Genomic DNA, 24,080 nt, shown 5'->3' with positions numbered 1-24,080 from the left:
TGCGTATCCCGTTGCATGCTCATCGCAACGGCTTCCTGGCGTGATGGGGAAATCTCAATGGAGCACATTCATGTCCCGACAGAACTACACATTTACTTCGGAGTCCGTTTCCGAAGGGCACCCGGATAAGGTCTGTGACCGGATTTCCGATGCCGTACTTGACGCATTTCTTAATGAAGAACCCGAAGCGCGCGTGGCGTGCGAAACCTTTGCTACGACCGACCGGGTTGTCATCGGCGGTGAAGTAGGTCTGTCTGATCAGGAAAAGCTGCACGATTACATGGGCCGCATCGATGAGATCGCCCGCGCCTGTATCAAAGATATCGGCTATGAGCAGGACAAGTTCCACCACGAAACTGTCGAGGTGACAAACCTGCTGCATGAACAGTCTGCGCATATTGCTCAAGGCGTCGATGCAGCCGCAGACAAGGACGAAGGTGCCGGTGACCAGGGCATCATGTTCGGTTATGCGACAACGGAAACGCCGGCTCTGATGCCAGCACCGATCCAGTATTCGCACGCGATCCTGCGTCGCCTTGCCGAAGTACGCAAGAATGGCAGCGAACCCGCGCTTGGCCCAGATGCGAAATCGCAGCTGTCGGTCGTTTATCGCGATGGTAAGCCAGTGGGCGTCAGCTCGATCGTGTTGTCGACCCAGCACCTGGACGAAACGCTGAGCTCGGCCGACATCCGTGCGATTGTCGAACCTTACATTCGTGAAACCCTGCCCGATGGGTGGTTGAGCAACGAAACCGAATGGCACGTCAATCCTACGGGCAAGTTCGTTATCGGCGGTCCCGACGGCGATGCCGGGCTGACCGGTCGTAAGATCATCGTGGACACCTATGGCGGTGCCGCACCCCATGGTGGTGGCGCGTTTTCGGGCAAAGACCCGACCAAAGTAGACCGCTCGGCCGCTTACGCCGCGCGCTATCTGGCCAAGAACGTGGTTGCTGCCGGGATGGCGGAACGCTGCACGATCCAGCTGAGCTATGCGATCGGCGTATCCAAGCCGTTGTCGATCTATGCAGACGCGCACGGAACCGGCGAAATCTCGAACGCTGAAATCGAGAATGCCGTTGGTCAGGTAATGGACCTGACACCGCGCGGCATCCGCCAGCACCTGCAAATGAACAAGCCCATCTACCAGCGTACCGCAGCCTATGGCCACTTCGGGCGTGAGCCCGATGCGGATGGCGGCTTTAGCTGGGAACGCATCGATCTGGTCGATGCGTTGAAAGCTGCCGTCTGACCCAAAACGATAAAGCGCGCCAATAGCGGCGCGCTTTTTTAAGGGTCGGTGATTGCCACGCCCCTCTTGAACCAACCTCGGCGTCGCAGTATGGCCACCGCCATGAGCACCCAGACCCCACAACGCCCGCGCAGAAACTTTTATGGCCGCTTCAAAGGGAAAACCCTGAAGCCCAGCCAAAAGACGTATCTGAACGAAGACCTTGATGCATTGTCACCCGGTGCGGTGGACTGGGAAACCAATCCAGAACGCCATCCGTTGGACTTGCACGCGCTGTTCGGTGGCAAGGACGTCTGGCTTGAGGTCGGCTTCGGCGGGGGTGAGCATCTGGTGCATCAGGCCGCAAGCAACCCGGATATCGGGATCATCGGGGCCGAGCCGTATATCAACGGCGTCGCGATGCTGTTGGGAAAAATTCGTAAAGCGGGCGTCGAAAACCTGGCCGTGCATCCGGGCGATGCGCGCGATTTGTTCGATGTACTGCCCGAGGCCAGCATCTCGCGCGCCTTCCTGCTGTACCCGGACCCCTGGCCCAAGACACGGCACCACCGTCGCCGTTTCGTGACGCAGGAACATCTGGAGCCGTTGGCCCGCGCGCTGAAGCCGGGATCGATTTTCCGAGTTGCCACGGACATTCCTGACTATGTGCGCCAGACTCTGGAAGAGGTGCCTCGCGCCGGGTTCGAATGGCTTGCTGAGCGTCCCCAAGATTGGCGCGAGCCGTGGGAGGATTGGATTTCCACCCGCTATGAACAGAAAGCCCTACGCGAGGGCCGCACGCCGCATTATCTGACCTTCCGCCGCAAAGGCTGATTGCGGCTGGACCAACCGGCCCCAATTCGCTAATTCGCCTTGGACTGATAGCGAAAACAGGAGCCCCCATGTCCGGACACGGCACGCCCATCCCGATGACCTCGCATCCCTGCGGCCCGTTGACCGGCACGGCAGAGGTACCCGGCGACAAGTCGATCTCGCACCGGTCGTTGATCCTGGGGGCGATGGCCGTGGGTGAGACTAAAATCTCGGGCCTATTGGAAGGCGAGGACGTTCTGGACACCGCCAAGGCCATGCGCGCCTTTGGGGCCGAGGTCACCGATCACGGTGGCGGTGAGTGGACCGTGCACGGTGTAGGTGTCGGTGGATTTGCCGAACCCGATCAGGTGATTGATTGCGGCAACTCAGGCACTGGCGTTCGTTTGATCATGGGCGCGATGGCGACCTGTCCGATCACGGCAACCTTTACCGGCGATGCCAGCCTGAACAAACGCCCGATGGCGCGGGTCACAGATCCACTGGCGCTGTTTGGCACGCAATCGGTGGGCCGCTCTGGGGGACGCCTGCCGATGACCATCGTTGGGGCCGCTGACTCGACACCGGTGCGATACGAGGTCCCGGTGCCGTCGGCTCAGGTGAAATCCGCAGTACTGCTTGCCGGGCTTAACGCTCCGGGCAAAACTGTGGTTATCGAGAAAGAAGCCACCCGCGACCATTCCGAACGTATGCTGGCAGGCTTCGGCGCGGAAATCACCGTTGAGGACACTGATGAAGGCCGGGTTATCACTCTGACCGGTCGCCCCGAGTTGAAACCGCAGATCATTGCCGTTCCACGCGATCCGTCCAGCGCGGCGTTTCCGGTCTGTGCCGCGCTGATCACGCCGGGGTCGGACGTTCTGGTGCCGGGTATCGGTCTGAATCCCACCCGCGCTGGTTTGTTCACCACGCTGCGCGAGATGGGTGCAGATCTGACCTATGAGAATGAGCGCGAAGAGGGGGGCGAACCCGTCGCCGATCTGCGGGCTAAGTATTCGCCAAATATGAAGGGGATCAACGTGCCGCCCGAACGCGCGGCCTCGATGATCGATGAATACCCTGTATTGTCCGTGATTGCGGCCAACGCCACGGGCGTCACGATGATGGGCGGCGTAAAAGAGCTGCGCGTGAAAGAAAGTGACCGGATCGACGCAATGGCCCGTGGCCTGCGCGCCAACGGTGTAACTGTCGAAGAAGGTGATGATTGGTGGTCAGTCGAAGGGTTGAGCATCGGTAATGTCCCAGGTGGCGGCACGTGCGAGAGCTTTCTGGACCACCGGATCGCTATGTCGTTCATGATTTTGGGGATGGGCGCCAAAAAGGGTGTCACTGTCGACGATGCGGGTCCGATCGCCACGTCGTTCCCGATTTTCGAGCCTTTGATGGCCACATTGGGTGCGAAACTGCAACGCAATAATCGGTAGGTTCAATGTCGGAATCGCAGTTTACAATCGCCATTGACGGACCTGCGGCGGCGGGGAAGGGCACGATTTCCAAAGCACTCGCGGCCCGGTTTCGGTTCGCACATCTGGACACCGGGCTTTTGTACCGCGCGGTCGGACGCCGGACATTGCAGGGGATGGAACCGATTGCGGCTGCGCAGGCACTAACCGCTGAAGAACTGGAACAAGGCGATTTGCGCACGGCGGAGATTGCGCAGGCGGCCTCAAAAGTAGCCGTGATCCGCGAGGTCCGCGCCGCGTTGGTTGATTTCCAGCGGGCATTTGCGCGCCGCCGCGGCGGCGCTGTTCTGGACGGCCGCGATATCGGTACGGTGATATGTCCTGAGGCCGAGGTGAAACTGTTCGTCACAGCCAGCCCCGAGGTTCGGGCCGAGCGCCGTTACCTTGAACTCAGCGCGAAGGGCAGCGATGTCACGCGTGAACAAGTGTTGTCGGACGTAAAAGAGCGGGACGCACGGGATGCCGAGCGCAGCACCGCGCCCATGAAACCGCCAGAAGACGCCGTCTTGCTGGATACATCAGACCTGAGCATCGAAGCCGCCCTGGCAAAAGCCATCGAGGTCATTGAAACAAAAAGGCCTGCGGGGACGTAACCGCGCAGGCCTTGGTCTAAAACAGGCAGATTACAGCTCGCCGACCGCGATGTTTTTGATCTTTGACCACTGATCGTCAGCGGTTTTGGATGTGGTCGTGACATCTTCCAGGAACGCCGCGCGAGTGTCCGCGTTCAGGAACAGATACAGCTTGCCGTCTGCGACCAGATACTGATCCGGGTCGCCGTCAAACTTTTTGCCCACCGAAACGCCGAAAGAACAGAACCCGCCATGCTGGGGCAGATAGGCGGCAGGGTTGGCCTCGAACGCTTCGCGGTTGGCAGCGCTGGTGAAGTAGTATGATGCGCCGTCATAGGTCGCCGAATGGTTGGCAAAGCCGTCGACTGGGTTGCCGTCGTTGACGAGGGCCACCAGATCGACCCCGTGCGCGGCAAGCGGTGCACCGGCGGCGGAAATGCCGTTTGATACATTGATCTCATCTGCGGCAAAGGCCGGGGCCGCGATCAGGGGCAGGGTGGCGATCAGAGTGGTCAGAACGAGAGACTTCATTTGTGTTTCCTTTCTTTCTCAGGCTTGGGCCGGCGGGTCATCCGGCCGCTGATCCAAAGCTAGGAACAAGTTTCTGAACGAGCTATCGCAGGAAGCCCCAAGTATCTTGCAGATCGTCCAAAGCTGTGGTTGCCCTGAGGGACCACCTCACTAAGCTTTGTTTGGTCAGGTCTGCGGCTGGCCCCTATTGTCGGCCTATAGCCTGCAGGAGCGTTACCATGATCCGACTAGCCGTATTGATGATTTTCCTCGCCGGAAGCGCATTGTCCCAAGAGGCCGCCGAGCCGGAACCTCCGATGACGTATGAGCGGTTGGGAAAGATCATTTTTGCGCTCGACCCCGACGCACAGCCGTTCGGACCGGGGTTTGAACTGAAGGTCTCGGACCTGACGGTACTGGTCGTTACGGATACCAATGCTGACCGGATGCGGGCGATGGTCGCAATTGGAAGTGCCACGGAATTGTCGCCCGCAGATCTTCAACGCATGATGCAGGCAAATTTTGACAGCACTTTGGACGCGCGTTATGCGATCGCGAATGGCACGTTATGGGCGGCATTCATCCATCCGTTATCCCGGCTGGACAAGAACCAATTGATCTCTGGGCTGGCCCAGACCGTGAATATCGCCAAGACCTATGGAACGTTGTACTCCGGTGGCGCGGCGGAATTCGGTGGGGGCGACAGCCATGATCTGCAGCGTGATCTGATCGAAGAGCTTCTGAAAAAGGGCGAAGAAATCTGAGTCTCGCCTGAGGCTCGATCCAGTCCCATTCGAGTACAGATCGTTGCGTCATTGGCCCTAGCTGGATGAAGGAAAGCTGCTATAGTCTCTTTTAAGCTAAAAGGGAATGCTGCCTTACAAGCCCCAAACAAAAAAGGGGCAGCAGCTAAAAATCCCTAAAGCCAACAGGGACAGAAGAAACATGAAAAATCGTTTGAGTAAAATCACCATCGTCGGTGGTGGAACGGCGGGTTGGATGACCGCGCTGATCTTGGATATGGTGTTATCGCGCACCTCAGCGACCAAGGATCGCCCGCGTATCTGCCTGATCGAAAGCCCCAATATTTCGACCGTTGGTGTCGGCGAAGCAACCGTGCCACGCATGCCAGTCACGCTGCGTCAGGCGGGTATATCTGAGCGGGATTTTTTTCGCGAAACCAACGCGTCGTTCAAGCTGGGTGTTAAGTTTTGCAATTGGAACAAGGACGCAAAGGGTGATCGCATAGATTACGTGAACCCCTTTGCCCACGGCCAGATGCTCGAGGGGTTGGAGGCCGCCGAGTACTTCCTGCGCTTTGGCAATGGGGACCGGGACTTTACACAGTCCATCTCACCACATGACGACCTGGCACGCCTGTGCAAAGGCGCACGACAGTTAGGTCAGCCCGAGTTTGAGCAACGGTTTGGCTACGCCTATCATCTGGACGCTGTGAAGTTTGCCGGCATGCTCACCAAAATCTGCACCAAGCGCGGCGTAGAGCATATTCAGGATGAGGTGCAAGCGGTTGAGCTGGACGAACAGGGCAACGTCAGCCACCTGATACTAGAGCACAAAGGCCGCCACGACATAGAGATGGTTGTCGATTGCACCGGGTTCCGCGGGTTGATCATCAACAAAGCTCTGGGTGAGCCGTTTATGGATTACTCGGACTATCTGCCGAACGATCGCGCCATGGCGCTGCAGATCGAACATCCGGATCCGGACAAGATCGAAAGCGTCACTCGGTCCACTGCATTAGGCGCCGGTTGGACATGGCGGGTGCCACTCTACAACCGTGTGGGCACGGGCTATGTTTTCTCATCCGCGCATCGGACGGATGATCAGGCGGCGGATGAATATCTTGAATGGTTGGGGGATAGCGGCAAGGGTTTGACACCGCGCGTGATCCCGATGCGCATCGGGCGCGTGCGCAATGCCTGGGTCAAGAACTGTGTGGCAATCGGTCTGTCCGGCGGGTTTATCGAGCCATTGGAAAGCACCGCAATCCACATGATTGATCACGCAATTCGCTGGTTCGCCGAGCACCTGCCGACGCGGGACATCGAGTCGTCACTGCGGGACAGATATAATCGCCAGATGAACAAGCTCTATGACGAGGTTCTGGATTTTATCTGCCTGCATTACCGGTTGGGCAACCGCACGGACGACCAATACTGGATCGACGCACGCACCGAGATGAAAATCCCGGATCGGTTAGCCGAGAACCTTGAGTTGTGGCAGCACCGCTTGCCCATGGAACATGATATCGAGTTTGCAACGCTGTTTAACTTCCGCGTTTACCAAACGGTTCTGTTGGGCAAACAGGTCTATGACACCGGCTATGGAACCGGCATCCGGGATCGCCTGCGGCCATTGAAAAGACCGATCTGGTTCCAATGGTGTAAGGGCGCAAAAGTGGATCTTTCGCAGATACTCAAAACGATGCCCGATCACAAAACGTTGTTGCGTGACATCCGCGGAGAGTTGGAGAAACCAACTTTTGGCAAGGTAGCGCGACCGACGGTTGCGATGCCGGGCGAACAGCTTGCGCCCGTGGCGGTCCAGAACATGCCCAACCTCGCCGAAATCCAAAGCGGTAGGAAAGATCTGCAACTGTTCTAGACATTCCCAGCGCTCTGCCTTGATCAGGTATCCGCAAAAAGAGCGAAGGCCCTAAACTAAAGTGCAGGTCCTTCGCTCAGCTTTTCCTGTTCGGACGGGGTGGGCGTGTGATTGAACACGTAGGCGGTGCGGCAGGCGTCTTCTCCGCCAAGATCTTCGATCTTCTTGCGCTGGTCGGCAAAGGCGCGGGCGTTGACCTCTTCGGGATCGCATATCTCGCGCAGGCGGCGTTCCCCCTCGATCAATGCCGCCTGCACCATTGGGTCATTCGCCCGGTCGTGCGCGCGATTGATCTTTTCGTGCGGGTCGGTTGACAGGTCGAACAACTGCGGGGGCTGTCCGACGTAGTAGACGTATTTCCAGTTACCCCACCGCACCATGAAACTGCCGGTTTTCGATCCGCCATCATGATATTCGCTGAACCCGGTCCGGTCAGGGTTGTCCGGGGCATTTGCCAGCCCCATCAAAGAGATGCCGGGTTGACGGGCGTTGCCGTCGTCGTCTTCGACCCCGCAAACGTCCCGAGCGGTTGCGGCGATGTCCGTCAGGTTGGTGCACGTCGTGACACGCCGCCCCGCCGGAATGCCCGGGCCCGCTGCGATCATCGGGATGCCTGCGCTTGCCTCGTACATCACCTGTTTGGTCCAGAACCCTTGATCCCCCATCATGTCACCATGGTCCGAGACATAGATCACAACCGTATTCTCTGTCTGGCCGCTGTTAGACAGGGCTTTTAGGATACGGCCCACGCAGTCATCCATAAATGAGGTCAGACCATAATAGGCCGCCTTGGCTTCGCGCATTTTCTGCTCGTCGAAATAGTCGTCGTAGTTGAAGAACGCGGCGATGTTGCGCAGCTCTTCATGATCGGGCAGCCCTTTGCCATATCCGACTGGCAAGTCCATCTGTTCGGGATCGTAAAGGTCGTACCATTCCTTGGGGCAAGTTAAAGGATAGTGTGGGCTGACCAGCGACATGAACGCTGCCCAGGGTTGGTTCTGGCGCTCGGGATCGGTCAACCAGGTCTCAGCCGCCGTGGTAATGTCCAGATCGTAATCGGAATAGGTGCTGGGCCCAATGCCCACATCGTTCGCCAATTCTGATGCCGAATCGTAGGCAGGTGGGTTCTCGCGCAGAAGACCTACGGCCCAGCCAACGCCTCCGACCACATGCATCGGCAGGATTTCCTGCGAGAAACCGTTGTCGTCATCGTTGGATCTGAAATGCAATTTTCCAATGGAAACAACCTCGCGACCTGCATCTCGCAATTGCCGCATCCAACTGCGTGGGTGTCCGTTATAGGGCGTGGCACTATCCCAGTTGCCTGTCGTGTGAACCCAATCACCGGTCGCCAATGCAGCCCGAGTGGGGACGCACATGGGTGACGGCGTGTAGGCGGACAAGAATACTGTACCGCGCGCGGCGAGTGCGTCCAAATTGGGCGTTTTGACAATCGGATGGCCCGCACACCCCATCGCATCCTTGCGGTGTTCATCCGAAATGATGACAAGAAAGTTCAGGTGTTGGCCCATGGAATCCTCCGGCTTTTCCAAGCTTTGCACTTGCCTCAGGCTTTGCTGTTCGAAACGCGACAATCATCGCAGAAATTAGGTGATTCGCTTAAAGGTGATGGTTGCGCTCAAATTATCTTGATGTAATAACATAGCAAAAGGTTGGGCGAGCATGACAATATCTATGAACACAGTACAGATTGGGTTCTTGCGCACCAGTGAATGGAGTGCGCAATGACTGATCGTAGAAAGAACCGAAACCTGCGCAGCCAGATCAAACGCCGTCGCCGTGCGGGCTCACCCATGGAGGCCTATGATGCGTTGCCCGCCGATTTGCGAAAGTGGCTTGCCGCGGCCTGTCTGCCGTGGAGCCCGGCATCGGCTCTGCGAGTTTGGGACATAGTTGGCGGTTCACATGATCCCGAAGAAGCCTATTCGCGTTTGAACGCGATCGAGCAAACGATGCTGCAACGGGATGCACGGGTCTGGGGCACAGCGCAGCGACCCTGATGGACGCCGAGCCCCTGTGTTTCAAGGCTTTCCTCTTGCGCCTGTTGGTGATTCCGCATATACGCGCGCTGTCAACACAAGGGCGGTCAACGTCCGGATGACGTTTCTGAGCAGGGCCGGGTTACCTCGGCCCTTTGTGTTTGTTTGCTCAGGGGCGCACCGGGTCACGTCCGATGGCACCATGAATCAAGACCGGCGGAGACAACCGCTCGGCCAGCAAAAACGTTATGTAGAGGAAAACAACGCCACATGGCTGATACATCTATGGAGGAATTCGAAGCCCTCCTGAACGAAAGCTTCGAAATGGACACGCCCGAAGAGGGTTCTGTTGTCAAAGGCAAGGTTCTGGCGATCGAAGCCGGCCAAGCCATCATCGACGTAGGCTACAAAATGGAAGGCCGCGTTGATCTGAAAGAATTCGCAAATCCCGGCGAAGCCCCTGAAATCGCTGTTGGTGATGAGGTAGAAGTTTACCTTCGCGCCGCTGAAAACGCCCGTGGCGAAGCCGTCATCTCGCGCGAGATGGCCCGCCGTGAAGAGGCATGGGACCGTCTGGAAAAAGCATATGCCGACGACCAGCGTGTCGAAGGTGCAATCTTTGGTCGCGTCAAAGGTGGCTTCACCGTCGATCTGGGTGGCGCAGTTGCGTTCCTTCCCGGCTCGCAGGTTGACGTTCGCCCCGTGCGCGACGCTGGCCCGCTGATGGGTCTGAAGCAGCCGTTCCAGATTCTGAAAATGGACCGCCGCCGTGGCAACATCGTTGTTTCGCGCCGCGCAATCCTGGAAGAATCGCGTGCCGAACAGCGCGCCGAAGTCATCGGCAACCTGTCCGAAGGTCAGACCGTCGAGGGTGTTGTCAAGAACATCACTGAATACGGTGCATTTGTTGACCTGGGCGGCGTTGACGGCCTGCTGCACGTCACCGACATGGCATGGCGCCGTGTGAACCATCCGTCCGAGATCCTGACGATCGGTGAAACCATCAAGGTTCAGGTCATCAAGATCAACAAAGAGACTCACCGCATCAGCCTGGGCATGAAGCAGCTGCAGGAAGATCCGTGGGATCTGGTCGCTGCCAAGTACCCGCTGGGCTCGGTTCATCAGGGTCGCGTCACCAACATCACCGACTACGGCGCGTTCGTCGAGCTGGAAGCCGGTGTCGAAGGTCTGGTCCACGTCTCCGAGATGTCCTGGACCAAGAAAAACGTCCACCCCGGCAAGATCGTTTCGACCAGCCAGGAAGTCGACGTCATGGTTCTGGAAATCGACGGCGCCAAGCGTCGCGTGTCTCTGGGCCTTAAGCAGACCATGCGCAACCCATGGGAAGTGTTTGCAGAAACACACCCCGAGGGCACCGAGGTCGAAGGCGAAGTCAAGAACATCACCGAATTCGGTCTGTTCATTGGCCTCGAAGGCGACATCGACGGCATGGTTCACCTGTCCGATCTGTCCTGGGACGAGCGTGGCGAGGATGCGATCCAGAACTACCGCAAAGGCGACATGGTTTCGGCCGTTGTCTCGGAAGTTGACGTCGAAAAAGAGCGTATCTCGCTGTCGATCAAAGCCCTGGGTGGTGACAAGTTCGCCGAAGCCGTGGGCGGCGTGAAGCGTGGCTCGGTTATCACTGTCGAAGTCACCGCGATCGAAGATGGCGGCATCGAGGTCGAGTACGAAGGCATGAAGTCGTTCATCCGTCGTTCGGACCTGTCACGCGACCGTGCAGAGCAGCGCCCCGAGCGTTTCTCGGTCAGCGACAAGATCGACGTCCGCGTCACCAACGTCGACAGCAAGACCCGCCGTCTGGGCCTGTCGATCAAGGCGCGCGAAATCGCCGAAGAGAAAGAGGCCGTGGAACAGTACGGTTCTTCCGACTCGGGCGCATCGCTGGGCGACATCCTGGGTGCAGCGCTGAAGTCTGGCGACTAAGCTCAGGCTGGAGTTCCGGCCGAATTCGCGGCCCCGTGCAGAAGCGCGGGGCCGTTTTTGTTGCGAATCAATATGTTCCGAATTTTGGGTTTATTACGGCTGTCGTTCAGGCATTAGGCGCAGAATCCACCCGAACAAGCGAAAAATCGCGTAACTTTGCAGCAAAATGAATGCTTTGCACGCAGAGTTTACGTTCCCCCGATCACGGTTTTTTCCTATACTGTCCAAAGTAATAGACATGGTTAACCGGTCGCCTGGGAGGGACACGCACATGATCCGTTCAGAACTGATTCAGAAAATCGCCGACGAAAACCCGCATCTCTATCAGCGTGACGTTGAGCGGATCGTGAATACCGTGTTCGAAGAAGTGACCGATGCCATGGCCCGTGGCGACCGTGTTGAGCTGCGTGGCTTTGGCGCATTCTCGGTAAAACAACGGGATGCGCGTGTCGGCCGCAATCCCCGCACGGGTGAGACCGTACAGGTCGAAGAAAAATGTGTCCCGTTCTTCAAAACTGGCAAGTTGCTAAGGGATCGATTGAACGGTAAAGCCTGACACCATGATGCGTTACCTTCGATATGCTTTTCTGGCGATCCTTGGGATCGTTCTTGTGTCGATCTCGCTGGCCAATCGCCAGATCGTCGAGCTGAAACTGATGCCGGACGCCCTGGCCGAGTTGCTGGGGCTCAATTTCTCGACATCCTTGCCGTTATTTGTCGTTGTGCTAGGCGGCGTTGTGGCCGGGTTGATCATCGGATTCCTCTGGGAATGGCTGCGCGAGCACAAGCATCGCCGCGATGCCTCGACCAAGACTGGTGAAGTGCGCAAGCTTGAGCGTGAGGTCAAGAAGCTCAAGAAAAAGCAGAACGAGGGCAAGGACGACGTTCTGGCACTGCTGGACGAAGCCAGCTAAGGCACTTTTATGACGGACGTAGCTGTTAAAATTTGCGGGCTGACCGCACCTGATCACGTGCGCGCTGCGGCTGATGCAGGCGCTCGGTATCTGGGCTTTAACTTCTTTCCAAAATCGCCCCGCTATGCTTCGCCTGAACAGGCGGCGGCGCTGATGGCGCCTGTCCCGGTGGGGGTGGCAAAAGTTGCGTTGGTCGTGAATGCCTCGGATGACCTGCTGGACAGTATCACCGGCGCTGCGCCTTTCGATATGTTGCAACTGCACGGCGGAGAAAGCATCCAGCGCGTGCGCGAGGTAAAAGCGCGCTATGGGCTGCCGGTGATGAAGGTTATCAGCGTTGCCGAAGCTCAGGATCTGGCCGCGATAGATGTTTTTAGTGAGGTTGCCGACCAGCTTTTGATTGATGCGAAGGCCCCCAAGGGTGCGATACTTCCGGGTGGAAACGGGCTGGCCTTTGATTGGCGGTTGCTGGCGGGGCGAAAGTACTGGCGTAGACCCTGGATGCTTGCAGGTGGATTGAACCCCGGCAATGTGACCGAGGCGATCCGTATGACCGGTGCCCAACAGGTGGATGTGGCGTCCGGTGTGGAAAGTGCTCCGGGTGTGAAAGACGCTGAGTTGATACGGTCCTTTATCGACGCGGCGAAGTAACCCGCGCCGTTGCTTTTAGCCAGGACAAAAGGCGCGTTTTCCGATGGCAAAACCTGCCGCTACCTCCTATGAACGACGGGTACGACGAGGGAGACACCCATGGCCAACGATCTTTTCAATTCCTTCATGTCCGGTCCCGACGAACAGGGCCGCTTTGGCATCTTCGGCGGACGGTTCGTCAGCGAAACACTGATGCCTCTGATCCTGTCGCTGGAAGAGGAATATGAGAAGGCCAAGGATGACCCGACCTTTTGGGCTGAGATGGACGATCTTTGGGCAAACTATGTGGGCCGCCCCTCGCCGCTGTATTACGCGGAGCGTTTGACCGAGCATCTGGGCGGCGCGAAGATCTATCTCAAGCGCGATGAGCTGAACCACACTGGCGCGCACAAGATCAACAATGTGCTGGGCCAAATCATTCTGGCGCGGCGCATGGGCAAGACCCGGATCATCGCCGAAACCGGGGCAGGGCAGCACGGCGTGGCCACTGCCACTGTCTGCGCCAAATTCGGTTTGAAGTGCGTAGTCTACATGGGCGCGCACGATGTGCAGCGTCAGGCACCGAACGTGTTCCGGATGCGCCTGTTGGGCGCCGAAGTTATTCCGGTCACCTCAGGTCGTGGAACTCTTAAAGACGCGATGAACGACGCGCTGCGTGATTGGGTGACCAATGTGCGCGACACGTTCTACTGCATCGGCACCGTGGCAGGCCCGCATCCGTACCCGGCGATGGTGCGCGATTTCCAGTCGATCATTGGCAAGGAAGCCAAAGAGCAAATGCACAAGGCCGAGGGCCGTTTGCCCGATACGATCATCGCAGCCATTGGCGGTGGCTCGAATGCCATGGGCCTGTTCTACCCATTCCTCGACGACAAATCGGTCAACATCATCGGCGTAGAAGCGGGCGGCAAAGGTGTGAACGAAAAGATGGAGCATTGTGCGTCTCTGACCGGTGGCCGTCCGGGTGTTCTTCACGGCAATCGCACTTATCTGCTGCAAGACGATGACGGCCAGATCCTTGAAGGCTATTCGATCTCGGCCGGTCTGGATTACCCCGGCATCGGGCCTGAGCATTCCTGGCTGAATGACATCGGTCGCGCGAACTATGTCTCGATCACCGACAAAGAGGCACTGGAAGCGTTCCAGCTGTGCTGTGCAACCGAAGGCATCATCCCTGCGTTGGAGCCCAGCCACGCCTTGGCACATGTCATGAAAATCGCACCTGAATTACCCAAGGATCACCTGATCTGCATGAACATGTGCGGACGCGGCGATAAGGACGTTCAGACTGTGGCCAAATACCTGAACTTCGACATGTCCGATACCGAAGGTCGTACGGCTAGCTAACGATTATCCGGGGCTTTGCGTCCCGGGTGTTTCATGCCACGCTGGTGGGTATGCAGGACGCGTCCAGTACAGATAGACTCGATCAAAAATACGATGCCGCGGCCCCCGGCTGGGCGGATAAAATGCGCCTGTTGGGCTATTTCGACGCCTATCTGGGATTTCTGTCGACCGGTTTGGCAGGCGCGCTTGGCCGAAATGCCCTGGATGTGGGGTGCGGGACGGGCGCATTTTCTGAGGCACGCGCAGTCATTCAGCCCGAGGGACGGATCACACTGCTGGAGCCGTCCGGGAAGATGCTGCAACAGGCCAGACATGCCTTGGCCAAACGAGGCGTCACGTCACAAACAGTGCAATCCCGGTTGGAAGACTTTCAACCAACCGAGCGGTTTGATTGCATTCTGGCCGCCCATGTTCTTGAGCATTGCAATGACCCCACCGACGCCTTGCGACACATGCGCAAACAGGCCGCGCCAGAGGCAAAAATCTGGCTGGTCGTCAGCAAACCCCATTGGTGTAATGCAATTATCTGGCTTCAATGGCGGCACCGGTCGTACAGACCGCAGCAAGTGGCCAAATTGTTAAAGGATACAGGCTGGCAGTTGGAGGCGGAGCACAGTTTCCCAACTGGCCCGCCTTCGCGCACATCGCACGGCTATTTGGCGCGCGCTGTTTGAGGATCAACCCGGCATTGACGATTTGGCCGGATCAGTTCTGATGCAAGACCGTTTCGAACCCTTCGAATTTGGGCGGCCCCATCAGTGCCGACTGCGTCTTGCCGTTACCCGCATTCTTGTGCGCATCGCGGAATTGTTCGGACTTGGTCCACGCTTCGAAATCGCTGCGATGGTCCCAAATCACGTGGCTGGAATACAGCCGATACCCGTCGCCCTCAGGGCCTTTCAGAAGACGAAACTCCTGAAACCCCTGCAGTTCTTTCAGACGGCTTTCGCGGTCTTTCCAAACGGCTTCAAAATCTGCTTCGCTGCCCAGACGGACTTTGAAGCGGTTCATGGCGATAAAGCTCATAGCCTACCTCGTTTGTTGACGGATGCGCTCGCTAAACAAAGTGTTGGCTGGCGGGTTTCTTTGATGCTTTTTTGCCCCAGCGGTCAATCCGTTTTCACGGCATGTTCACGCAGAATTCCAATGGGGACGATGTCCAGCGCCCGCTGATGGGTGGCTTCAAGATTGATTTTGGGCGCGCATCCTTCGTCATGGGCCTGCAGGAAACGCCCGGCGCATAGACACCACTTGTCGCCGGGCTTAAGGCCGGGAAAGTCGAACTCTGGGCGGGGCGTGCTCAGATCATTGCCGACATACTTGGAATAGGCCAGAAACTCGGCCGTCATGACGGCGCAGACAGTGTGGCTGCCCTGATCCTCGGCGCAGGTATTGCAGGCCCCATCCCGGAAAAACCCGGTCAGAGGATCGCGAGAGCAGGGGACAAGGACGCCCCCCAGAACGTTGATGCTGTCCAGCTTTTGCATAGGCATACCTTACAGGCTTTGGGCGATCCTGCGGAACATTTCTATATTTGCATCGTTGACACCAGCGTCACGGAAATTGCGATCCGCCCCGGTCGAGACTATCAGAACACCGCGTGGCTGGTCGAAATAGATGTACTGTCCGTAAACGCCACGGGCCAGAAATTCGCCTTCATGAGCGCCAACGGGGATCCACCACTGATAGCCGTAACCGATCTCTCCAGCTTCCGTGGGGGCGCTGGGGAAAACCGATTCCGCGATCCACTCGGCAGGTACAATCTGCTGGCCGTTATGTTCACCGTTTTGCAGGATCATCTGTCCGAACCGGGCAAAGTCGCGCGTGGTAAAATTCAGCCCGCCCAGCACGAAGGCCACCCCGGCACCATCGGTGACATAGTAGCCATCGCGTTCAAGGCCCAGCGGTTGAATGATCTTCTCGGTCAACAGTTCGGTTACCGACCGGCCTGTTGCCCCGCGGACCACCATGCCGATGACATGCGTGTCGATCGACACGTACTGCCATGTTTCGCCGGGTGTGGCGAAAGTCTCGCTCAACGAGGCAGCGAAATCGTCAAGCTCTCCGCCCAGTGCAACAACACGGCCCATGCGGTTGATGTCCGAATCGTAGTCCAGATAATCTTCGTCAAACGTCACTCCGCTGGCCATGTTCAGGACATTGCGGATTGTAGCACCGTCATATGCCGTCCCCTGCAGCTTCGGCGCGTATTTGGTCACGGGGTCATCCAGCGAGGCGATGGCCCCTTCGTCCATCAGAATGCCGAACAGAGCGGACAGGTAACTTTTGGCCACCGACCAGGAAATCCGGCGATCTTCAGGCGCTGTCCCCAGATAGTATTCTTCGAACCGGATCTGCCCGTCCTGCATCACCAGCAACGAAGTCACGGCGCGGTCATCAATCCATGCATCCGTGCCTTCTGGCAGATCAAAACCGGGGCCGTAGGGCAGTTCGAACGTTGGGGCATCACCGCGGGCCAGAGCAACGGTCAGGAAGGCTTCGTCCATATGAGAGAAGTTGTGCACGATCTTTTCTTCGGAAAACAAAGAGTTTACGGCCATCAGACGCTGAATCTCTTCACGCTTCCAAAAGCCAACAACCACTGCCGCCAGCACCAACATCAATACGATGCGCAGCACCCATTTGATCAGGGTTCGCATATGTCTCCTCCCTTTTTCGTACCGTATTGGAACGCGGACCGAGGCAGTTCGCAATTGAGACGTAACGGCAACGTCGCTGGCCTTATCTGAACTTGTCCATCAGTTTTTGCATGGCCGATCTGTTGTCCACCTTGGGCTCGGGCGCAGGTTTTGGGACCGGTTTCGAGGCGGTCGCCGGGGTTTTTGACGACCGTGGCGGTGCGGCGCGCAATGCAACTGCGTTCATGAACTTGCCACCGTCGCCATCTGCCAAATGACTGGCGCCGTCCGACACACCCCGCAGCACATCATCCAGCCAATCCGCATCCGCCTTGGCAAAGTCGCTGAGAACATAAGGTGAGACCAGTTCCTTTCGCCCTGGATGGCCAATGCCCAAACGAACCCGATCATACGCCGGGCTGATATGTTCATGGATCGACCTCAACCCATTATGGCCGGCGTGACCTCCGCCGGCTTTGACGCGCACCTTGCCGGGGGCCAGATCGAGCTCATCGTGAAAAACGGTCACATCTGTCGAGTCCAGTTTGTAAAACCGCATGGCTTCGCCCACGGATTGCCCTGAGCGATTCATGAAGGTTTGCGGCTTGACCAGCAGCACCTTTTCCGAGCCCAGTCGCCCCTCTGCGATTTCTGCCTGAAACTTGGATTTCCAAGGTCCGAAACCATGGTCGTCGGCGATCCTGTCCAGTGCCATGAAGCCGATATTGTGCCGGTTCCGGGCATATTTCTGACCCGGATTTCCCAGTCCGACAAATAGTTTCATGGCTCTGCTCCAGGCATCCTTGTTCGAGTTGCCCTCTCATGCCCGGAAATGGATCGGAAATCCAGTCGGGCTTGCCGACAGATCAAACCTCGCGCGGAACGGACCGACGGCACGCGGTCGTAGAAAAGAAAAACGGGGCTCCAATGGAACCCCGTTTCAAATTCAAGGTAGTAAACCTGAACTTATTCTTCAGCTTCCTGGCCGACGACTTCAACTTCGTCTGCGGCCACTTCTGCTTCATCACCTTCTTCGTCGTCGCTGGTCGACAGACCGGTCGGTGCCGAGACGTTCGCGATAACGAAGTCACGGTCGATGGTCGGCTTGGTTCCTGCGGGCAGGTCAACCGACGAGATGGTGACAACGTCGTTGATGTTCATTCCAGTTACGTCAACAACGATCTTCTCAGGAATGTCACCAGCCGTGCACATCAGTTCGACTTCCGGACGAACAACGGTCAGAACGCCGCCCTTCTTGATGCCGGGCGCTTCTTCTTCGTTGATGAACTCAACTGGGATAAACAGCGCGATCTTTGTGGTCCGACGCAGGCGCATCAGGTCAAGGTGGGTCGGCAGGTCTTTGACGACGTCACGCTGAACGTCGCGGCAGATGACGCGGACGTCTTCGTGACCTTCAACTTTCAGGTTCCACAAGGTCGACTTGAACCGGCCTGCTTTCAGGCTCTTGAACAGGACGTTGAACGGGATCTGAATCGGCAGCGGCTCTTTGTCGCCACCAAAAACAATGCCCGGAACCATGCCGTCGCGGCGTGCCTGACGAGCGGCGCCCTTGCCTGTCCCCGTCCGTTCCAGAGCTACGAGATCAGGAATCTCTCCAGCCATGATAATTCTCCAATGTTAGGGCGGGCATCCTCCAAGGCTGTATGCCCGCGTGAAGCCGCGTCCTTAGCTTGATTCATCTGGTTTGGAAAGGGGTTTTTGCCCTTTTAGGCATAGGGTCGGATCAACCCTGCCAACGGCCACCAAAATCCTCGGGGACCAGCAAGTTGTGACGGCCCAGTCCATTCACATCCCGCTCACCGCACAGGGCCATGGTGGTGTCCAGCTCTTTGTGAATGACGTCCAGCGCGGTGGTCACGCCTTTCTGACCCATTGCGCCCAGCCCATAGATGAATGCGCGGCCGATATATGTGCCCTTGGCCCCCAGCGCCAGTGCCTTGAGAACGTCTTGTCCCGAACGGATGCCGCTGTCCAAATGAACTTCGACGTCACCACCTACGGCGTCCATAATTTCAGGCAAAACCCGGATCGAACTGAGCGCCCCATCCAACTGACGCCCGCCGTGGTTCGATACGACAATGGCGTCTGCTCCCAGCTTGGCCGCCATTCTGGCGTCTTCAGCATCCAGAATGCCTTTTAGGATCACCTTCCCGCCCCACTGTTCCATCAGTTTTTCAACTTTGCGCCAATCAAGGCTGGGGTCGAATTGTTCAGCCGTCCATGCACCCAGAGATGAGGCGTCAGAGACACCTTCGGCATGGCCAACAATATTGCCAAACTCGCGCCGATGCGCGCCCAGCATCTCGATTCCCCAAGCCCACTTGGTCATCAGGTTGGCAATTGTCTTGGCCGTGAGTTTCGGCGGTGCAGACAGGCCGTTTTTGAGGTCCTTGTGGCGCTGCCCCAAAATTTGCAAGTCCAGTGTGATGACCAAGGCCGAACATTTGGCATCTTTGGCGCGCTGGATCAGGCGACTGACATAATCCTGATCCTTCATGGTGTAGAGCTGAAACCAAAAAGGTTTGCCTGTATGCCCTGCAACATCCTCAATCGAGTTGATCGACATGGTCGAAAGGGTGAAGGGCACTCCAAATTCTTCGGCGGCTTTGGCGGCTTTCATCTCACCGTCCGCGTGCTGCATGCCCGTCAGGCCAACAGGCGCGAGGGCGACGGGCATTGCCACGTCTTCGCCGATCATTTGTGACGCGGTCGAGCGCCCGTCCATATCGACGGCAACCCGCTGCCGCAGCCTGATATCTTCGAAATCCGAGCTGTTTTCGCGGAAGGTTTGCTCGGTCCAGCTCCCGCTTTCGGTGTAGTCGAAAAACATGCGTGGAACGCGGCGTTCGTAGATGCGTTTCAGGTCGTCGATATTGGTGATAACGGGCATGTGGTTCGGCCTTCGCGGGATTGGTTCTTTTTGTTTACCAACCATTTGAGCCCCTCGCAACGCCGCGACGTTTCGATGCCACGCCACGTAATTCAGGGCACGAAAACCGCGGTCGGAAAAGTCCGACTGCGTTGAATTTTGGTTAGGATTTGATCAGGCCGAATGCGCGCCGTCGGCCAGAGATTTCACAAAATCCAATACTTCACCGGTTGGCTTTCCTGCCGCAATCTGGCTGACGATCGCAGAACCGACCACAGCGCCGTCGGCCACGGTAGCGATAGCGCGGGACTTTTCAGGTGTGTTGATGCCGAAGCCAACGATCACAGGCAGATCGGTTGCGGATTTTATGCGGGCAACCTCGGGGCCGACATTTGTAGCTTGGGCTTCGGCCGCACCGGTAATGCCGGTGATAGACACGTAATACACAAAGCCCGACGTATTCTGCAGAACGCGGGGCAGGCGTTTGTCATCGGTTGTTGGCGTGGCCAAACGAATGAAGTTCAATCCAGCAGCCTGCGCAGGCAAGCACAGCTCTTCATCCTCTTCTGGCGGCAGGTCGACGACGATCAGCCCGTCAATGCCGGCCTCTTTCGCGTCTGCAAGAAACTTATCCACGCCGCGACTGTAGATCGGGTTGTAGTACCCCATCAGCACAATCGGAGTGGTGTCGTCGGTCTCGCGGAAAGCCCGGGCCAGATCCAAGGTCCGCTGCAGGGTCATGCCACCGTCCAACGCGCGCTGGCCGGCGGCCTGGATCGTCGGCCCGTCTGCCATCGGATCAGTGAAGGGCAGGCCCAGCTCGATGACATCAACACCTGCGCCAGGCAGGCCCTTCACGATCTCAAGGGAGGTCTCGAAATCCGGGTCACCGGCCATGATGTAGGCGACGAACGCCTTCTTTCCCTGTTCTTTCAGAGCGGCGAACTTGGCGTCGATACGGGTCATAGGCTGTCCTTGCAATCAGGTTCAGACCTGATGTGCAGAAACTTTGAAAAGAAATCAATCCCGGTTCGGTGCCTCGGCCTCAGAACGCAAGGTGGTATCGCAGCAGCACCGAATTGACGCCTGGGTTTTCCCGTTGCGTGCTTGCGTTGGATTTGTGGGTAAGTGCCATTGAAACTTTGTTGCCGCTATTCAGGGTATAGCCGACGCCTAAGAGGCTGCGAATTTGGAAACTTCCACCCAAGTCGTTCAGCTCTTCTGATTTAGAGAAGTAGCCGGGCATGACGCTTCCCTCGACGAACCATCGGTCAGCAAAGGTGTATAAACCGATCAGACCTGCGCCCACATGGAGGTCCCCCGCTTCGTCCACGGTCAACGCACCGCCCCATGTCGCGGACAGGCGTGTCGCCTCGTAAAACGGACGATGTTGGTACTCGACCGAAAAGACGGCTTGGTCTTTTGAGTTGCTGTCGGAAAAATCCGCATATCCGGCTCCGAATACAACGGATTGTGCGTGTACGCTGGTCGCGGCAAAAAGAGCCCCAAGGGCAAGAACGATAGATCTCATGTCAGCCATTCACTATTCAATTGTTCTAAATCGTTAATTGGTGATTCTAGTGCTCAGGTTTCAATGTGCGCAAGCGCACAAAGCCGTGACAATCAATTGTGTTGTCAAAACGCCTCTGCGCACCTATCGCGCGCGTTGGCTTGCGCATTACTTCGGACCTGCATAGAAGCAGCGCTCGAATGGTATGCAGGAGGCCGTCATGGGCTTTAAAATGGGAATCGTGGGTTTGCCGAACGTGGGCAAGTCGACCCTCTTCAATGCGCTGACCAAAACCGCAGCTGCGCAGGCGGCGAATTTCCCGTTCTGCACGATTGAACCCAATGTGGGCGATGTTGCGGTGCCAGATGACCGTCTGGACAAACTGGCAGCGATTGCCAGCTCGAAACAGATCATTCCAACGCGGATGACCTTTGTGGATATCGCCGGTCTCGTGAAGGGCGCCTCGAAGGGTGAGGGGCTGGGCAATCAGTTTTTGGCCAACATCCGTGAAACCGACGCTATTGCCCATGTACTGCGCTGTTTCGAAGATGGTGATGTAACTCACGTTGATGGCCGCGTCGATCCGGTGGCCGATGCGGACACAATCGAAACCGAGCTGATGCTGGCTGATCTGGAAAGCATCGAAAAGCGCCGCGCCAATTTGGTGCGCAAGCTTAAGGGCAACGACAAAGAGGCGCAGCAGCAGGAACGCTTGCTGGCTGAGGCGCAGGCGATGCTGGAAAACGGCAAACCCGCGCGCCTGGTCGAGGTTTCGGACGAAGACGCCAAGGCGTGGAAGATGTTGCAACTGCTGACCACCAAGCCGGTGCTCTATGTTTGCAACGTGTCCGAGGAAGAAGCGGCTGACGGCAACGAGTACTCTGCCAAGGTGGCTGAAATGGCCGCCGCTCAGGGCAATTCTCACGTCATCATCAGCGCCAAGATCGAAGAAGAGATCAGCCTGTTGGAAGACGATGAAGCCCAGATGTTCCTTGAGGAGATGGGTCTGGAAGAGCCTGGCCTCGACCGTTTGATCCGTGCAGGTTACGACCTGCTGAAGCTGGAAACCTATTTCACCGTTGGCCCAAAAGAGGCCCGCGCCTGGACCATCCGCACCGGCACCGCCGCCCCGCAGGCCGCTGGTGTGATCCACGGTGATTTCGAAAAGGGTTTCATCCGCGCCGAGACCATCGCCTATGACGACTACATCGCCGCGAATGGCGAGCAGGGCGCGAAAGAGGCGGGCAAGATGCGGGCCGAGGGCAAAGGGTACATCGTCAAGGATGGCGATGTGATGCACTTCCTGTTCAATACCTAAGGTCGGACTGCGCCGACTTCGTGAAAGTTTTCTTTTGCCGTCAACGATCCTGGGTTAGTCATCTCGCCCGGGTTCGTCCGGATTGCTGGAAAACAGTGCGATTTTGTTACCTTGAGGATCTCGAAGGTAGCCAACGTAAAACCTGGGTCCATACGAAGCACGAAAACCCGGCTGACCCTCATCAAAACCGCCTGCGGCAAGCGCTGCGGCATGAAGGTCACGAACCTGTTTTTGGCTGCGTGCTTCAAAGGCAACCATTGTGCCGTTCCCGGCTGAAGCCGGGGCTCCGTCATAGGGCGACTTCACGTAAAATTCCGGCTGAACGGGAGATTGGCCAGGTTTGACAGGCAGCGTGTAACTTAAGTCCCCGTGATACTTTTCCAGCTTATAACCAAGGGATGGCAGGAACGCAGAATAAAATCGTTGCGCACGCGCAATATCGTCAACACCCATAGTGACGTAGGCAATCATTCCGTACATTCCTCTCCAAAAAAATTCCCTTGCAAGAGCTTACGCACTTTTTTGGTGCCGGCCTACAAATTGGTTTCCGCTATCACACCCCAAAGCAGTGTTCTCGGCAGATACCTGAGCGCGTTGAGCATTGCAGTGTCCTTTCTGAACTCAGGTGCCACGGGTCTACTGCCCCAGTCAGCCCAGGCTTCCCTCTCCTGTACAATCCCCGCTAGTGTGGCGGGCGACATTCAAATTGAGAAAACATTAAATGATCGAAATCCGCGACCTGCAACTGCTCAGCGCTTTGGCCCGACATCGCCATTTTGCCAAGGCGGCCGAGGAAAGCGGAATATCTCAGCCGGCATTCTCAATGCGCATCCGCAACCTTGAGGACCGGTTGGGTGTGACCATCGTTCGCCGGGCCAACCGATTTCAGGGTCTGACAGAAGAGGGCGAGATGATCGTCCAACGCGCGCGGCGCATTCTGGACGAGACAAAAGCCCTGGAACAGCAGGTTCTGGCGTCAAAAGGCGAGATTACCGGGACGCTCAAGTTGGGTGTGATCCCAACCGCAATTGCCTTTACCGGACGGCTGATCAAGCGACTGCACCAGGCGCATCCGCGCATAGTTACAAGGGTTGAAACCATGTCGGCCTCGGCCATCCAGCACCGACTGGACGAGGGCAGTCTGGATGCCGGCATCACCTATGGCGACAGTATTGGCACGGATCTGCGGCACGTTCAGCCGTTATACGAAGAGACTTATGTGTTGCTGATCCCGTCCCATATGACCACAGAAACCGGGCCGATTCCGTGGGCGCGTGTCGCCGAATTCCCGATCAGTCTGCTGGAACCGCAAATGCAGAACCGACGCAACCTTGATCGCATCTTCGCCGAGCAGGGCCTGCACCCCCATGTGGTTGCGGAAACCAGCGGTTTCACCGCATCAATGGTCATGGCGCGCGAGGGGCTGGCGGCTACCGTTGTTCCTCGTGTTCTGGTTCGCGCGCTGGGTGATTTGAAGGGAACCAAAGTACTGCCTCTGGTCGATCCCATTGTAAGTAAACCGATTTGTCTGGCGACCCTGTCCCGTGACCCCGAATTGCCGACGGTCGGGGCATTGCGCGCAGTGGTGACGTCTTTACGGTGATAAACTGTCGTTATCGTGCGATTTCAATA

The 24,080-nt window shown here is 57.4% G+C and carries 26 protein-coding genes and 1 riboswitch; of the genes, 15 read left to right on the top strand and 11 right to left on the bottom strand.

Annotated elements, in window-relative coordinates; genetic code table 11:
• Positions 1-16: 16 nt before the first annotated feature.
• A riboswitch (SAM-SAH riboswitch) is annotated at positions 17-65 on the top strand.
• Between the two features lie 5 nt (positions 66-70).
• The 4 genes from metK (at position 71) to cmk (ending at position 4,118) form a co-directional block, all read left to right on the top strand.
• Entirely contained in the window at positions 71-1,252 is a 1,182-nt protein-coding gene (metK, locus tag GOW16_RS16225; protein WP_170416876.1) for a methionine adenosyltransferase, read from the top strand.
• A gap of 102 nt (positions 1,253-1,354) precedes the next feature.
• Positions 1,355-2,065, top strand: coding sequence for a tRNA (guanine(46)-N(7))-methyltransferase TrmB (gene trmB, locus GOW16_RS16220; protein ID WP_170416874.1), 711 nt, complete (start codon positions 1,355-1,357; stop codon positions 2,063-2,065).
• 68 nt (positions 2,066-2,133) lie between these two features.
• Positions 2,134-3,486 carry a 3-phosphoshikimate 1-carboxyvinyltransferase gene (gene aroA, locus GOW16_RS16215; RefSeq protein ID WP_170416872.1) on the top strand — a complete coding sequence of 451 codons (1,353 nt, stop codon included), beginning with the start codon at positions 2,134-2,136 and terminating at the stop codon, positions 3,484-3,486.
• 5 nt (positions 3,487-3,491) lie between these two features.
• A complete protein-coding gene (gene cmk / locus GOW16_RS16210) occupies positions 3,492-4,118 on the top strand; it encodes a (d)CMP kinase (protein WP_170416870.1) in 627 nt (208 codons plus the stop codon).
• A gap of 30 nt (positions 4,119-4,148) precedes the next feature.
• On the opposite strand, the gene GOW16_RS16205 is transcribed toward cmk, so the two are convergent.
• Positions 4,149-4,628, bottom strand: a complete 480-nt coding sequence (locus tag GOW16_RS16205) for a YHS domain-containing (seleno)protein (RefSeq protein WP_170416868.1) — start codon at positions 4,626-4,628, stop codon at positions 4,149-4,151.
• Between the two features lie 218 nt (positions 4,629-4,846).
• Here GOW16_RS16205 and GOW16_RS16200 point away from each other — a divergent pair, with 218 nt between their 5' ends.
• Both GOW16_RS16200 and GOW16_RS16195 read left to right on the top strand, forming a co-directional pair.
• Positions 4,847-5,371, top strand: coding sequence for a hypothetical protein (locus GOW16_RS16200; protein ID WP_170416866.1), 525 nt, complete (start codon positions 4,847-4,849; stop codon positions 5,369-5,371).
• Positions 5,372-5,552: 181 nt separating this feature from the next.
• Positions 5,553-7,232, top strand: coding sequence for a tryptophan halogenase family protein (locus GOW16_RS16195; RefSeq protein ID WP_170416864.1), 1,680 nt, complete (start codon positions 5,553-5,555; stop codon positions 7,230-7,232).
• A gap of 56 nt (positions 7,233-7,288) precedes the next feature.
• On the opposite strand, the gene GOW16_RS16190 is transcribed toward GOW16_RS16195, so the two are convergent.
• Positions 7,289-8,764, bottom strand: coding sequence for a sulfatase-like hydrolase/transferase (locus tag GOW16_RS16190; protein ID WP_170416862.1), 1,476 nt, complete (start codon positions 8,762-8,764; stop codon positions 7,289-7,291).
• 213 nt (positions 8,765-8,977) lie between these two features.
• Between GOW16_RS16190 and GOW16_RS16185 the strand changes: the two genes are divergently transcribed.
• From GOW16_RS16185 to GOW16_RS16155, 7 genes are all read left to right on the top strand, one after another.
• Entirely contained in the window at positions 8,978-9,253 is a 276-nt protein-coding gene (locus GOW16_RS16185) for a DUF6525 family protein (RefSeq protein WP_254429813.1), read from the top strand.
• Between the two features lie 249 nt (positions 9,254-9,502).
• The gene (gene rpsA, locus GOW16_RS16180) at positions 9,503-11,179 is read left to right on the top strand and encodes a 30S ribosomal protein S1 (protein ID WP_170416860.1); all 1,677 of its coding nucleotides are present in this window, start codon (positions 9,503-9,505) and stop codon (positions 11,177-11,179) included.
• A 271-nt stretch (positions 11,180-11,450) separates the two neighbouring features.
• A complete protein-coding gene (gene ihfB, locus GOW16_RS16175) occupies positions 11,451-11,735 on the top strand; it encodes an integration host factor subunit beta (protein WP_037310872.1) in 285 nt (94 codons plus the stop codon).
• A 7-nt stretch (positions 11,736-11,742) separates the two neighbouring features.
• Complete coding sequence (locus tag GOW16_RS16170) at positions 11,743-12,093, top strand: lipopolysaccharide assembly protein LapA domain-containing protein (protein WP_170416858.1); 351 nt, start codon at positions 11,743-11,745, stop codon at positions 12,091-12,093.
• Positions 12,094-12,102: 9 nt separating this feature from the next.
• Entirely contained in the window at positions 12,103-12,744 is a 642-nt protein-coding gene (locus GOW16_RS16165; protein WP_170416856.1) for a phosphoribosylanthranilate isomerase, read from the top strand.
• A gap of 99 nt (positions 12,745-12,843) precedes the next feature.
• Positions 12,844-14,091, top strand: a complete 1,248-nt coding sequence (gene trpB / locus GOW16_RS16160) for a tryptophan synthase subunit beta (protein WP_170416854.1) — start codon at positions 12,844-12,846, stop codon at positions 14,089-14,091.
• Positions 14,092-14,213: 122 nt separating this feature from the next.
• Positions 14,214-14,765 (top strand): class I SAM-dependent methyltransferase, encoded by a 552-nt coding sequence (locus GOW16_RS16155; RefSeq protein ID WP_254429812.1) that lies wholly within the window; start codon positions 14,214-14,216, stop codon positions 14,763-14,765.
• A gap of 31 nt (positions 14,766-14,796) precedes the next feature.
• On the opposite strand, the gene GOW16_RS16150 is transcribed toward GOW16_RS16155, so the two are convergent.
• From GOW16_RS16150 to GOW16_RS16115, 8 genes are all read right to left on the bottom strand, one after another.
• Positions 14,797-15,117 carry an antibiotic biosynthesis monooxygenase family protein gene (locus GOW16_RS16150; protein WP_170416852.1) on the bottom strand — a complete coding sequence of 107 codons (321 nt, stop codon included), beginning with the start codon at positions 15,115-15,117 and terminating at the stop codon, positions 14,797-14,799.
• Positions 15,118-15,200: 83 nt separating this feature from the next.
• A complete protein-coding gene (locus tag GOW16_RS16145; RefSeq protein WP_170416850.1) occupies positions 15,201-15,578 on the bottom strand; it encodes a DUF2237 family protein in 378 nt (125 codons plus the stop codon).
• 9 nt (positions 15,579-15,587) lie between these two features.
• Positions 15,588-16,751 (bottom strand): serine hydrolase domain-containing protein, encoded by a 1,164-nt coding sequence (locus GOW16_RS16140; RefSeq protein ID WP_170416848.1) that lies wholly within the window; start codon positions 16,749-16,751, stop codon positions 15,588-15,590.
• Between the two features lie 82 nt (positions 16,752-16,833).
• A complete protein-coding gene (gene pth, locus GOW16_RS16135; RefSeq protein WP_170416846.1) occupies positions 16,834-17,514 on the bottom strand; it encodes an aminoacyl-tRNA hydrolase in 681 nt (226 codons plus the stop codon).
• A 182-nt stretch (positions 17,515-17,696) separates the two neighbouring features.
• Positions 17,697-18,353 carry a 50S ribosomal protein L25/general stress protein Ctc gene (locus GOW16_RS16130; RefSeq protein ID WP_170416844.1) on the bottom strand — a complete coding sequence of 219 codons (657 nt, stop codon included), beginning with the start codon at positions 18,351-18,353 and terminating at the stop codon, positions 17,697-17,699.
• Between the two features lie 121 nt (positions 18,354-18,474).
• The gene (locus GOW16_RS16125) at positions 18,475-19,641 is read right to left on the bottom strand and encodes an alpha-hydroxy acid oxidase (protein ID WP_170416842.1); all 1,167 of its coding nucleotides are present in this window, start codon (positions 19,639-19,641) and stop codon (positions 18,475-18,477) included.
• Between the two features lie 153 nt (positions 19,642-19,794).
• Positions 19,795-20,586: a tryptophan synthase subunit alpha gene (trpA, locus tag GOW16_RS16120; RefSeq protein ID WP_170416840.1), complete on the bottom strand. Its 792-nt coding sequence runs from the start codon at positions 20,584-20,586 to the stop codon at positions 19,795-19,797.
• A gap of 79 nt (positions 20,587-20,665) precedes the next feature.
• The gene (locus GOW16_RS16115; protein WP_368039918.1) at positions 20,666-21,160 is read right to left on the bottom strand and encodes an acyloxyacyl hydrolase; all 495 of its coding nucleotides are present in this window, start codon (positions 21,158-21,160) and stop codon (positions 20,666-20,668) included.
• Positions 21,161-21,350: 190 nt separating this feature from the next.
• Between GOW16_RS16115 and ychF the strand changes: the two genes are divergently transcribed.
• Positions 21,351-22,448 (top strand): redox-regulated ATPase YchF, encoded by a 1,098-nt coding sequence (gene ychF, locus GOW16_RS16110; RefSeq protein WP_170416838.1) that lies wholly within the window; start codon positions 21,351-21,353, stop codon positions 22,446-22,448.
• A 54-nt stretch (positions 22,449-22,502) separates the two neighbouring features.
• Here ychF and GOW16_RS16105 read toward each other — a convergent pair whose 3' ends face one another.
• Positions 22,503-22,919 (bottom strand): VOC family protein, encoded by a 417-nt coding sequence (locus GOW16_RS16105; RefSeq protein WP_170416836.1) that lies wholly within the window; start codon positions 22,917-22,919, stop codon positions 22,503-22,505.
• Between the two features lie 250 nt (positions 22,920-23,169).
• Here GOW16_RS16105 and GOW16_RS16100 point away from each other — a divergent pair, with 250 nt between their 5' ends.
• On the top strand, positions 23,170-24,051 hold the full coding sequence (locus GOW16_RS16100; protein ID WP_170416834.1) for a LysR family transcriptional regulator: 882 nt from the start codon (positions 23,170-23,172) through the stop codon (positions 24,049-24,051).
• Positions 24,052-24,080: the final 29 nt, after the last annotated feature.

It is taken from the genome of Ruegeria atlantica, from assembly GCF_013033965.1.
GTDB lineage: Bacteria > Pseudomonadota > Alphaproteobacteria > Rhodobacterales > Rhodobacteraceae > Ruegeria > Ruegeria atlantica_D.
Note: the sequence above shows the minus strand (reverse complement) of the source record. Positions and strands in the feature narration are given on the sequence as shown.